A 14,059-nucleotide genomic window follows, 5' to 3' on the forward strand; every position below is an offset into this window, starting at 1 on the left:
CACAACATTTATAATATTATGTATTATGCGCGCCACACCAAACGAGGTGTGTAGTGGCGGTTGTAGCTCAGTTGGTAGAGCCCCGGATTGTGATTCCGGTTGTCGCGGGTTCAAGCCCCGTCAATCGCCCCATTCTTTTCCTTTTGTTCCTGCTTTATCTCCCTTTAGTTTTTTCAATTTAAATTTACTCATCTAATCTACTTTAACCTAATACCTTACTTGAACAGATACTAAATTAGTTTGCTGTTTACAATCGCACAATAATGCACCAATATACTTTACATATAAACAGAAAGTGCTACCTTATTAACGTTTAATAGCATTTAGTATTAGCAAACCACCACTTCTTCTTGGGATATTCTGACGAGCATGATCAAACACGCTATTTTTATTTTATTACTTGGTTACCTTTCTTTTGCTAGTTTGAATGCAAAAGCCCAAAATAATATTTCCTATGTAAAGCTACTTGGTGAACTGCAATATTTAATTTCGCAAAAGCAATTTGATGAAGCATACAAAAGCAGTCAAAAACACTATAAATATTTGGGCGAACCTGATTTTGACTACTTGCTTGGGGTTTCAGCACTAAATTCTGGTCTTTCTGCTCCGGCGGTATTTGCTTTTGAGCGAGTAATAGAAGCAAAACCACAGTGGTATGAGGCACGTTTATATTTAGTAAAATCTTATATTGCAGCCAATAATTTACCTGCAGCTAACGCTCAAGCGAATGTATTAATTAATACTGATACTTCACCAAAGCGTGTAAAAAAATCGGCTCGTTCTTTATTATCAACATCACAGCACAAGCAGCGCTTAACAGAGCGTACATATGATCAGAGCATTGAACTTGCATATGGTGTAGATGGTAACGTTAATGCAGGCACCTCTGAGGATACAATTTTAATCCCTAATTTGGGTGAGTTTTTACTATCACCAGAAAGTAAAAGCACCGACGATAATTATATAAAGCTAAATTATAAAGGGCGGTACTTTCACCCCATTGACCAGCGAAGCTCTTTTGCTTTAGGTGTAAATACCGATTGGTATAAATTTAATGAGCTATCTGAATACGACCGTATTAATACCAATATATCAGGTCGGTACCAACAAAAGTTAAATGATAACACCCTGTGGTATTTGCAAGCTGGTATTACGCCTTTACTGTTAGATGGCGAGCTATACAGAACCGAGTCATCATTAACAAGTGGAGCTAGTTACCAGTTTGATAAACAGTTAAGTGTATTTGGAGCGCTATCAATTGGCCTTATGAATAATACATTTGACGAGAAACTAGATAACTCCTTTTACACTCTTAATATAGGTGCAAGTTATCTGTCTCAAAAATGGTACCAAAGCGTTAGCGCAAACTTTAAAAATGAAAGCGCTAACATTGACGAAGGTGAGTTTAATGCAAGAAGCATTAGCGGAATTTATTACCAAATAAATGCATTACTTAGCCAACAATGGCAAGTCTCTGCACAAACAGGGTATCAATGGATTGAATATCAGGATGAGCACCCGCTATTTCTTCAAGAGCGAAGCGATAACCTATTGATACTTTCTAGCTCGTTACGCTACTTAGTTAATAAAAGTTTAGCGTTGCAATTAGCATTGAACTATCAAGACAAAACCAGTGATATTTCTTTGTTCGAATACGATCGCTTTGATACCAATATAAGCGCAAGTTACTCATTCTAATTAAGGTACTTATGAAACATTTAATTCCGGTATTAACCACCTTACTTTGTGTGAGTTTTTATTCTCAAGCGAGCACAACTGTTGCAGGAAAAACTATTTTAGCTCGGGGCGCTGTACTTGCTACAGATGCCGAATCCGCCCAACAACGAACACTTAAGCGACGCGACACGGTATATGGCGTTGATAAAATAACGACTGGCGAAAAAAGCAAAGCGCAATTTTCAATGTCTGATGGCGGCTTAATTGCATTAAAAGAAAACTCTGAGCTAAATATTGCTAACTATGAATTTAATACAACGACTCAGCAAGGCTCTGCCTCTATTGAGCTAATAAAAGGCGGGCTGCGTTCTATTTCGGGTGTTATTAAAAAAAATGGTGGCGCGTACAGTGTTAAAACACCGGTTGGATCAATTGGTATTCGCGGTACCCATTTTGAACTACAGCTTATAGATGGTGATATGTATGTAGCTGTTTGGGATGGCGCAATAGATTTAACATTAGAAGATCAAAGTGTTGTATCCCTTGGCAGTAATGAGCCTTTTTCTTTTGCGCAGGTTACTTCATTAGGGCGCGTGATTAAAACAACTCAGGCACCTGCTGTTTTTACCCAAACCATAGCGACTATTAGTGATGACACAAGTGCTGAGCAACCAACAGAGCAGCAATCAATAGTACAAAACAATACTTCAGAAAAAACGACAGATGCCGATATATCAATAACTGATGTTTATGCTCAGCAGCAATTTCAAGCGGTAAATGATGCAACCTTAATTGACCAAATCGCGCAGCGCCAAGGTGTTTTTAATTACCAAGCAACCAGCTTTGATGTGTCGTCGAGCCTAGGAGCAGTCAGTGATTTTTCTATGTCTATGTCGGTAGATTTTGATAACGGCACGGTTCCCGATGGTGAAATTAGCTTTAATGATGCTGGCGGCAACTGGTACGCAGCTTACAGCGGCTTAATTGATTTAACCAAACTAGATTTAGCCGTTACATTTGCTTCTCATAACAACAATAAAGCAACTGGCCAAATTGATGCTGTGTTTTTAAATGACATAGATACCATCACGGGTGATTTTAGCCTTAGTGAAATTAATAATCCTGCTGTAAATGCCGGTGGCGACTTTAGATTAGAACCTTAAGTAACCTGCACTGTGGGTAATAATTTTCTTAACTAGTATTCAGGTTAAGTAACTTGAATATAAAGCTTTTTATTGGAGTATGTAGAATGACAGCAAAGAGCCTATTTTTGCTCGGTTCAATGGTTTTTTTGCTTAGTGCGTGTGGAGGCTCCGATGAGACAGCTCAAGAAGACTCAGAACAGCTACCTGTAGAACAAGTTACACCCTCCCCTTCTGCTACACCGATAAACCTTACAGGTATAACGGGTGACTCTGTTGTTACTAAAACACAGGTGTCGGGTGCTGTGGCCTCTAGCAGAGGGGTTGTAGGCACAACAGTTGCAAACTCTCAAGCGACAATAACTCTTTCGCAAATTAATGAAGTGATACAAGGCAATATCACTTTTTTACTTAGCGTATCTGATCCCGATGGCATTAGCGCAGTAAATTTAGTACTGCCGAGTGTAAATAAAAGCCTAGCACTTTGCACACAAGCATGTGGAACAGATTTTGAGCAGTCGGTTATAGGGTTGAGCCCTTACTTTTATGGCGTTGATCCTGGTGATCTGCGTTTAGAGATATGGATCACCGATAGCCTTAACAACCAGGTACTTGCAGACGCAGTGACGGCTAATTGGCAACCCTACCAAATAGAAGGCACAACTGCACAGCGAGACGGTCAAACGATTAATTTAGCGTGGCAAGAAAACGAAAACTTAAACCGCTACAATATTTACTTAGCAACCGAAGCTGGCATTACCACCAGCAATATAAATACGCTAGAAAATGGCCAGCAGTTTTTAAGTGTATCTGGCTCTAGCTTTAGTGTAGACAACCTATTAGCTGATAAAAGCTATCAAGTTTTAATAACTGGTGTAGATGGCAGTGGTGAAAGTGGCTTTGCTGAGTTAATTAACGTAGCACCGCAAGGAGGAGAGCTAAACTTTGCGCCAAAAGCGGTAAACGATCAATTTTTAGTTAATGAAGATCAAGCCTTGCAAGGCAACGTTTTAACTAACGACACTGATGAGTACCAAGGGGAGCTATATATAAACACAACCCCTTTAGTTACCCCTCAGCATGGCAGTATTTCACTCAGCGAAAGCGGTGATTTTACTTATACGCCACGAGCTAACTTTAACGGCATTGATGCATTTAGTTACCAAGTAATTAATGAACTTGGGATGACAGATACCGGTATTGTAGAAATAATGATTAACGCTGTAAACGATGCCCCCATAGCCCTTAATAACACATACAATATAAGTGCTGACGGAACGTTATTAGTTGGCGCCCCCGGCTTATTAAATAACGACAGCGATATAGACCAAGATCTACTCACTCTAGATACAACGCCTGTTAGCCTACCGAGTAAGGGTACTCTCACACTTGTTGCTGATGGCAGCTTTGAATATGTAGGTAGTGCAAATATGCAAGGCACTGATAGTTTTCAGTACCGTATTTTTGATGCTCAAGGTGCTGAGGCTATTGCTAGTGTTAAAATTAATGCACTGGATCAAAATAGCCCGCCTACTGCTGCAAACGATAGCTATAGTGTAGATGAAGATACCACACTTGTAGTTGATGCTAGCCAGGGTTTACTTGCTAACGACACAGACCCTAATAATGATACTTTCATCATTGATGATACTTATATTGTTTCACCTGCCCATGGGCAATTGCAATTAGCTACCGATGGTAGTTTTTCATATATTCCTGATGCTAACTACTACGGTATCGATGAATTTCAATACCAAGTGATCGACACTTTCGGTGCCACTGCCACTGCAACGGTAACACTCACAATAAATAGCACGCCTGATACCCCTAATGCTCAAAATGATGAATACCAATTTCAGTATAATCAAACACTGGTTATTTCAGCTGAAAATGGCTTACTTAAAAACGATGTAAACATAGAGCCAGGTAATCTCACCGTTAACACCACTCCCGTAGTTAACGTACAAAGCGGTACTTTGACACTTAACGTTGATGGGTCATTTTCCTATCAACCCGATTCAGATGCATTAGATGTTGATAGTTTTACTTATTCAGTTTCAAATGAACAAGGGCTAACATCCAAAGCACAAGTTGTATTAAGTAAAACAGGCTCTAACTCCCCTGCTGAAGCTAATGATGATGAATATACGATATTAGAAGACAGCCCAGCTACTTCGCTAAACGTATTAGAAAACGATACCGATGCCAACGGCGATACACTTACCCTGACTAATGTTACAAATACAATCGGCAGTGCACGCATTGTAAACAATAGAATTGAGTATACACCTGAGCCCAATTACTTTGGTGAAGTAGCCCTAAACTATACGATTTCTGATGGTATTGCAGATGGGACGCCAGCTCAAAGTAGCGCAATAGCCACCCTCATTATTATACCGGTTAACGATGCCCCCATTGCAGTGGCTGATAGTGCCGCAATGCAAGAAGATGCATCGCCAATTTTAGTTGATGTGCTTGCCAACGATACTGATATAGACAGTGATAATTTAACTATAACAAGTGTTGGCACCGAATTTGGCTCAGCCAGCATTGTTGATAATAAAATTCAGTATAGCCCCCCCCCTCACAGTAATGGAGTTGCCATTGTCTCTTATATAGTATCAGATGGTAATGGAGCGAGTGCCAGCGCCAATTTACAAATAACTATATCTCCGACTAACAATGCACCCGTGGCAAATTCCGATAATATTACAATTGCTGAGGATGCACAGGCAACTTTAATAAATGTACTAAGTAATGATACTGATTTAGATGGCGATAACTTAACAATTAGTTCAGTAATAAGTGATGTTGGTAATGTCTCTATTGCTAATAATCAAATTCAATATACACCTGAAGCAAACGATAATGGCACTGCCCGCGTTACCTACACTATTAGTGACGGTACGCAAAGTGCTACAGGTACGCTTACAGTAACAATTACACCTGTGAACGATGTCCCTGTAGCAAACCCTGATACTGCCACTATTTTAGAAGATGCCGCAGCAACAAATATAAATGTGCTGAGCAACGATACTGATATAGAAAACGATACTCTTTCTATTACTTCTGTAAATGCTGATGTTGGCGCTATTTCTAGCTCTGGTGCTAACGTTGTTTACACGCCAGAAGCCGACTTTAATGGCCAAGTAATCGTAAATTATATCCTAAGCGATGGTACAGACACTGCTGCGGGAACACTAACCATTAATGTAACCCCGGTAAATGATGCGCCTGTAGCGCAACCTGATACAGCAACAATCGATGAAGATGCTCCCGAAACAACCATTGACGTTATAAGCAACGACACCGATGCAGATGCAACCGATACCCTAGCTATAACAGCTGTTACAGCGGATATTGGTACAGCGAGCCTTGAAAATAATGAGATTAAATATACCCCCGCCTTAAACAACGAAAGCACAGCAACAATCACCTACACATTAAGTGATGGTACTGATGAGGTGCAAGGTAATTTAACCATTACAATTGTACCAATTAACGATGCTCCAACTGCAGTAAACCAAACCTTTGCTATTGGTGAAAATGCCACAGATGGAGAAACAATTGGTACTGTAACAGCGTCTGATATTGAAAATAACACCCTCACTTTTAGCCTAAGCGGCGGCGAAACAACGCTATTTAGTATCGATAGCATTAGCGGACAATTAAGCGCAAATGGTACAAGCCCTTTCAATTATGAAACGGCTACGCAACATACTATAGATATTAATATTACTGATGATGGTTCTCCAAATGAAACCACGACAATAACCGTTACTGTAAACATTATTCGCGAAAACGACCCGCTAATTCCAGTGGAAGATGATACATTTGGGCGGCCAATTAATGGGCAAATAGACCTTACGCGTGTTTTTTCTGACGGTGAATTTAACGACAGTATTGAGCTTAACACTAACCTTTATTTTGTTGGATACAATAACAACTCAGACGCAGATATTATTGTTGCTTCATATACAAATGCCGGCAATGTAAACACAGCATTTAATGGCAATGGCTTTATAACAATTGACCTAGGTGAAGATGAAAAAGGCACTGCTATCATCTCTGGTAATGGTGAGCTGTTTATAGGTTATTCAAGCTTTAATGGCTCAGAAACTGAAGCATGTTTATTAAAAATGAGTGCTACAGGCATTATAAGTACTAACTCTGGTGACGCTAACAGCGGTACTAAATGTACAACACTGGCTAGTGAATCTGTAATAAACGACCTTGAGTTCACCGATAATAAAATACAAGGCGTTGGCTACTCGGTAAGTGGCTCAGACAAAGACAGTTTATTTCTTAAATTTGATGTATCGTCCCTCGCTTATGAATCAGGCAGCCCAGGTATAGTGGATGTAAGTGGCCAGAACCTGGATGATGAATCTCACGCTATTAAAAACTTTGGTAACTCTGATTTACTTGTAGTGGGCAGCGCCATAGGTGAAGAAGGTGATTTAGATGCAACTATCAGATACCTTATTCCGGATGGCAACAATCGAGGAAGTTTTAACTCTGGCGAAGCGCTTATATTAGATTTATCGGATGAAGAAGGGGACGATGAGCTATTTGCTATTGGTGGCATAGACGCGATTAATTTTACTGCTTATTTAGGAGGTTATATTACTCGTCCATCAGGTGAAAAAGAAGCAGTTTTGATTTCAGTCGACCACTTAGGCGATATTGACGATGATGATATTGAAGAAGAAATTACAATTTATAATATTGATGGAAACTCGGGCTCTGCTAATGGCGGCGCACAAATAACGGGTGTGCAATACGCCCCTATGAGTAATCAACTAATTCTCTCAGGTACTACTGGTGTGGAAGCCTCTGGTGATACCCAAAACGAGCAACTATTTTCGGCGCGAGTATCTATATCTGATGGCGCGCTTGACACCAGCTACGGCAATGCAGGCATAAACATCGTCTCTAACGTTATCAGTCATCAATCTGCTAATGCATCAACTATTGATGTAAATGACACTCTGTGGTTATCAGGCAAATTTAACGATTCATCTAATGAGCCTTTTGTAACGTCAATAACGAGTGATGCAAATTTAAACACCGACTTTGCAATAAATGGCTATACAAGTATAAATGACTTAAGTGTTAGCTCAGACGACTTATCGATGAATGTATTGCAGCTACAAAACGGCGTGCAAGCCAATAAGTTTTTAAGTGCCTCTATTGCACAACTTAATACTAATAATAAGCTAGTGCTCACTCGCTATACCAGTGCAGGCATTATTGATACCAGCTTTAGCCTTGATGGTAGTAAAGCCCTAAATATTAATGTTGCCTTTAAAAACATTACTTTAAAAGAGCTTAGCGATGGCAGCATCATTATTGCGGGTACACTCATAAACGGTTTAAACGAAGAAGGCTTTATAGCAAAAATAGACCAGGACGGTTACCTAGATGAAAGCTTTGCCACCGAAGGTATTTATACCACTGTAGATATATTAAATATCAATATTAACTTTGCAGATGTTGCAGTAGATAGCAGCGGCTATATTGTTGCTGTAGGATCTTCGACTAATGCTTTAAGCGTAAAAAGGTCGTTTGCAACGATGTTAAAAAGCGATGGTAATTTAGAAAATAGCTTTGCTACAAGCGGTGCTTACTACGGCAGCGTAGATGAGTTTTTTGAAACACTCTATATAGATGCAAATAAAGATATATATATTGCAGGCAAACAAGTATCTGGCAGTGACTCGCAATTAATAATGTTGAAAATAGACGATGATGCTAACGCGCTATTTAGCTATACAGATAGCCGCTCTTCGACAGATATTAGTAATAGAGCAGCAAAAATACTCGCCGATAGTGCGGCAAATCTCTATTTAGTTGCTAATGAAGGCACTACGCCAAACCAAGCGGTGATCATCAAGTTACAACCAGATGGTAGCGAAGATACAAGCTTTGCCACTAGTGGTGTGGGGCAATATCAATTAGCATTAAGTTCTGATACTAAAGTTACCGATGCGGCGATTGATACTACAGGTAATATAATTTTATCAGGCATGAGTGATTCTAAAGGGATGATTGCCCGCATATTAGCTAATGGCACTATCGACACCTTATTTGGAGAAAATACGCTTGGTTATTATCAGGCTAATCAATGCGATGGCACACATCAGTTTACATCAATGCTTTTACAAACAGATACCCAAGTGGTACTTAGCAGTACATGCTTTGATAATGCCTCTAATAATGTCAGTTTATCTAAGTTTAACTTTTACCCTGATGGAGTTAAGCCCTAAATTATGAAAGTTAAATTTTATGGCGTAAGAGGCTCAATGCCATCTCCGGGTGAACATACGCACCAATTTGGTGGTAACACCTCATGTGTGTATGTTGAGCAAACAAATGGCAAAAGCCTGATACTCGACTCAGGTACGGGCATTGCACAGTTAGGTGAAAAGCTCATAGAGCACACGACCCCCATTGCAATTTTATTAACGCATAATCACTGGGATCATATTCAAGGTTTTCCTTTTTTTAAGCCTATTTACCAAGCCGATCGCGATATAACCATTGTTGTAGGTGATGTTGAAGACGAGCAAACTAAAAATGCGATTTTAATGCAAATGTCTGGCTCTTTTTTTCCGGTTAGCTACCAACACTTACCTGCAAACATTAAATTAAACACTCAGCTTGCTACTCAAAAAAACTTTACTCTAAATAGTTTTAACGTATTTACCGCGCCGTTAAATCACCCAGGCGGTGGTACAGCGTATTGTGTACATGCTGAAGGCAAAAAAATTGCTTATATAACAGATAACGAATTGGCCCCACCCGGTGTTGTTAAAACCACAGTTACCCAGTGGGCTGAGTTTATTAAAGGTGCTGACTTATTAATTCATGATGCACAGTTTACTACCGAAGAGCTTCCACTTAAGCATGGTTGGGGGCATAGTACATTTAAGCAAGTAGCTGAATTAGCAATGCAAGCGTGTATTAAAAATTTAGCGATTATAAGCCACGACCCAGCAAGAACCGATGACGAGCTACTCGCAATAGAAACACATTTACAGGCAAATTATGGCGAGCATATTAATATTGAATGTGCCAGAGAAGGCCGAACGTTTGAGTTTATGCCAAGTAAGGATTAATAGTTATTTCTCGCGTTTATATTCCTAAAATTTACCGCCACCTATTTGTAGGCTTAGCCATTACGCTGCTTATAGCTGCTGTGGAATTATTCTCTAGTGGCGCATTAGCCAAGCTGCTCAATAGGGTCGAAGGTATTATTTACGACTCTAGGCTATTGCTAACTTTACCCGATACTCCCCGTCAGCTCGACGAAACCGTTGTTATTATCGACATAGATGAAAAAACGATGCAAGAGCAAGGGCGTTTCCCGTGGAGCCGGGCAAAAATGGCAGACCTGGTAAATAAACTCACAGAGGCCGGTGTTGTAGTTATTGCATTTGATATATTTTTTTCTGAACCGGAAACAAATCCTGTTAACCAAATTCAATCTAGAGCCCCTGATTTATTAAGTGCATACAAAGTAGCGTTAAATGATATTAAACATCAGGTAGACGCTGATACCACCTTTGCTAAAGCACTCAATAGTAACGATACCGTATTGGGTTTTTTATTAAACAACGATACCTACAAACAGCGTAACCCGTTGCCAGAAACAAGCGTACTATGGCCTAAGAGCGAGCAAAGTAACTCCCAAGTAACCCAGTTTTTAGGCGCTACTGTTAATATACCTATGCTGCAAAATAGTGCTACGGGCAACGGATTTATAAATGCTCACAGCGAAAACGACGGATTTATCCGTAAAGCGGCACTGGTTAATAGAGTCGGTGATAAGCTCTACCCTTCTTTAGCACTTGAGGCAGCACGTTTATATACCTTAGCGGACAGTGTTGAAACACGCGCGAGTGCCCAAGGCGACCTGACTTTTTTTGAAGGGGTTAAATTTCATGAGCATTGGATTCAAACAGATGAGTACGGCCAAATTTATATCCCGTACAAAGGCCGTGCTAAAAGTTTTCAATATTACTCTGCCACAGATGTATTAACCAAAAAAGTTGCCGAGCAGCAATTAGAAGGCAGCGTAGCATTTATTGGTACATCCGCAATTGGTTTAGCTGATTTAAGAGCAACACCAGTGGGTTTACAATACCCAGGGGTAGAAGTGCATGCCAATATTTTTGAAGGGCTACTCCATCCAGAAATTTTACCTTCTCAACCCACATGGGCTTTAGGGGCAACGTTATTAATAATTACCTTTGTGGGCTGTTGCTTATCGTTTTTAAGCTTTCGTAAAAGCGCCCGCTTTATTGTCACACTTTCAGTGAGTGTGGCTGGGCTAGTTATATTGCTTAATTTTTATTTATGGTCAGTACAAAAAATTAGTCTGCCGCTATTTATGCCGCTGTTACTTATTTCCCTATTAGCAGCCTACTTTGTTTTTATTGGCTCTATAGCAGAAATGAAGCACAGCCGAAAAATTAAATCGATGTTTAATCAGTATGTACCGCCTGATCATATTGAGCAGTTAATTCGCCAACGTAAACAGCTTACTCAGCAAAGTATAAAACGAAATATGACCGTATTATTTGCTGATATACGAAGTTTTACTGCGCTGTCGGAAGGAATGAGCGCTAATCAATTAAGTGATTATTTAAATCAGTACTTATCGGCGACTACAAAAGTTATTTTTGATCACAGCGGCACTATAGACAAATACGTAGGCGATATGATTATGGCCTTTTGGAATGCCCCACTTGAAGATAGCGACCACGCAAAACACGGTGTTGAAGCAGCAATGGCCATGGTAGCAGGCCTTACAAGCCTTAATAAGGCATTTGCTGAGCAACAGCTTCCTCCCATTAGCATCGGTGTGGGTATAAGCACTGGCGAAATGAATGTTGGCGATATGGGCTCGGTGTACAGAAAAGCCTATACAGTACTTGGAGATGCAGTTAATTTAGGCTCAAGAGTAGAAAGCTTGACCAAATTTTACGGGGTAGCTATTCTGGTTACAGAAGAGACAATGCTTGCTTGTCCACATATTGCATTTCGCTTAATTGATAAAGTACAGGTAGTGGGTAAAGTAAATGCAACTGAGCTATATGAGCCTGTCAACTTTATAGCTGATATAAGCGAAAGCCAGCTATTTGAAATTAAAAAGTCGTTCACTGCTATGCAGCATTACAATAATAAAAATTGGCAACTGGCTCTATCGTTATTTGAAGAGCTAAGTGAAACTAGCTTATTGACTGACCACGTTTACCACATTTTTATTAACCGAATTAAAAATACCGATTTGCAAACTTTAGCACAGGATTGGAATGGCGCCTTTATCCACAAAACAAAGTAGTAATAATATGTCTGAGTACATTAAAGATAGAACAAATCTTCATCACTTTATTGATATTAGTATTAGGCTAACAACAGAAAAGGATGCGAGTAAACTTCTTGAAGAAATTCTACAAGTTGTTATGTCTATTTCTAACTCTGACGCAGGGACTATTTACTCTATTACAGATGACAAGCAGCTAAAGTTTGAAACGGTTATTAATAAATCTTTAGACCTCTATTTAGGGGGAGCTTCAGGGAAGCCGGTTGACTTTCCTAATATAGATTTGTTTATAGATGGCAAAGAAAACGAAACAGCTATTGTCGCTCATGCGGTTAACTCTGGTGAGATTATTAACATTCCGGATGTATACGCGGCCCTACCCTTTGATATGAGCGCTGCGCGTAATATGGATGCGCGTACGGGGTATCGTACTCAGTCTATGTTAACGATTCCGCTAAAAGATCATACCGATGATATTATTGGTGTGATCCAACTGATCAACGTAAAAGATCAACACGACAATATAATCACTTATAGTGACGAACTTGTCACATTGATACGATCATTTGCATCATTAGGCGCTATATCACTGACAAACTCTACCCTTATTAAGGGAATGGAAGAGTTATTTTCTAAATTTGTAGAAACCATTGCTATGGCCATCGACGAAAAGTCCCCTCATACCGGCGGACACTGTAAGCGAGTTCCTGCGCTTACTTTAATGCTTGCTGATGCTGTGCATAAAATTGACCGTGGTCCCTTGGCTAACTTTTTAATGAGCGATGCAGACCGCCATGAGCTAGATATAGCTGGCTGGCTTCATGATTGCGGCAAAATAGCGACCCCCGATCACATCATGGAAAAGTCGACCAAGTTAGAAACTATTTTTGATCGTATTGAACACATTGAAGCTAAATTTGAAGTTATTAAACGTGATTTAGAAATAAGCTATCAAAAACAAATTATCTCAGCAATGAAGCTTAATAGGCCAATTGAGGTTTTACAATTTGAGCGCTTACTCGATACCGAATTAAAACAACTTTCTTTAGATCGCGCGTTTTTGCAAAGAGTTAATGTGGGTGGCGAGTTTTTATCAGATGAAGATGTTGCGAATATTGACCGCATAGCATCTCACTATCATTTAACTATAAACGGCAAAGATACCCCGTTACTAAACGCAGATGAAGTAGAGAATTTACAAATACGCAGGGGCACACTAACGCTCGGCGAGCGCGACGTTATGAAGCGCCATATGGATGTGACTAAAAATATTTTAGACACACTGCCATTCCCTAAACATTTAAGTAATGTGTCTGAATATGCATTGGGTCACCACGAAAAACTAGATGGTACAGGCTACCCGCAAGGATTAACTAAAGAGCAAATGTCGATTCCGGCAAGGCTAATGGCCATTGCAGACATTTTTGAAGCCTTGTCAGCAGTAGATAGGCCTTATAAAAAAGCAAAGCCTGTGAGTGAGTGTTTAGCTATTTTAGGAAAAATGGTAGAGAACAACCATTTAGACGCCGATATATTCGCGGTATTTGTAGAGAGTGAAGTGTATAAGCACTACATAAATGAGTACGCAATTGCAGAGCAATTAGACTTTGTTGATTTAACCACCCTACCGGGCTATTCACCTATAAAATAAGCCAGCTAAACTTACTCAAGCTATAAAAAATGCCACCTTGCGGTGGCATTTACACACGGGTTATTTCTACAAGTAGAAATTCTTTTTATTTTTGATTATTTTTAAACAAAAATTATGCCGTAAATGTAGCACTAAGGCCTATATCTAGCAATAAAAAGGTAACCTGTAGTTATAGATCACTTAATTAAGCAAATTGGTATTAGTAACCTAAGCTGTGTTGGATAAACCAATTTTTCATGGTTTATGGTGTCATCGTTT

At 39.6% G+C, this 14,059-nt stretch carries 6 protein-coding genes and 1 tRNA gene; all 7 read left to right on the forward strand.

Annotation, left to right across the window (positions count from 1 at the left end; genetic code table 11):
* Nucleotides 1-56 precede the first annotated feature (56 nt).
* The 7 genes from MSC25_RS08995 to MSC25_RS09025 all read left to right on the forward strand — a co-directional run bounded on the left by MSC25_RS08995 (nt 57) and on the right by MSC25_RS09025 (nt 13,801).
* A tRNA-His gene (locus MSC25_RS08995) sits at nt 57-132 on the forward strand.
* Between the two features lie 237 nt (nt 133-369).
* The gene (locus MSC25_RS09000) at nt 370-1,698 is read left to right on the forward strand and encodes a hypothetical protein (RefSeq protein WP_248443212.1); all 1,329 of its coding nucleotides are present in this window, start codon (nt 370-372) and stop codon (nt 1,696-1,698) included.
* Between the two features lie 11 nt (nt 1,699-1,709).
* Complete coding sequence (locus MSC25_RS09005) at nt 1,710-2,840, forward strand: FecR family protein (RefSeq protein WP_138577039.1); 1,131 nt, start codon at nt 1,710-1,712, stop codon at nt 2,838-2,840.
* Between the two features lie 86 nt (nt 2,841-2,926).
* The gene (locus tag MSC25_RS09010) at nt 2,927-9,088 is read left to right on the forward strand and encodes an Ig-like domain-containing protein (protein WP_248443213.1); all 6,162 of its coding nucleotides are present in this window, start codon (nt 2,927-2,929) and stop codon (nt 9,086-9,088) included.
* Nucleotides 9,089-9,091: 3 nt separating this feature from the next.
* The gene (locus MSC25_RS09015) at nt 9,092-9,940 is read left to right on the forward strand and encodes an MBL fold metallo-hydrolase (protein WP_248443215.1); all 849 of its coding nucleotides are present in this window, start codon (nt 9,092-9,094) and stop codon (nt 9,938-9,940) included.
* A gap of 80 nt (nt 9,941-10,020) precedes the next feature.
* Nucleotides 10,021-12,168: an adenylate/guanylate cyclase domain-containing protein gene (locus MSC25_RS09020; RefSeq protein WP_248443216.1), complete on the forward strand. Its 2,148-nt coding sequence runs from the start codon at nt 10,021-10,023 to the stop codon at nt 12,166-12,168.
* The gene (locus MSC25_RS09025; protein WP_126005727.1) at nt 12,140-13,801 is read left to right on the forward strand and encodes an HD family phosphohydrolase; all 1,662 of its coding nucleotides are present in this window, start codon (nt 12,140-12,142) and stop codon (nt 13,799-13,801) included. Before MSC25_RS09020 ends, MSC25_RS09025 begins: the two co-directional genes overlap by 29 nt.
* The last annotated feature ends 258 nt before the right edge of the window (nt 13,802-14,059 follow it).

The sequence above is a fragment of the Pseudoalteromonas sp. 1CM17D genome, from assembly GCF_023161805.1.
In the GTDB taxonomy this organism is placed as follows: domain Bacteria; phylum Pseudomonadota; class Gammaproteobacteria; order Enterobacterales; family Alteromonadaceae; genus Pseudoalteromonas; species Pseudoalteromonas atlantica.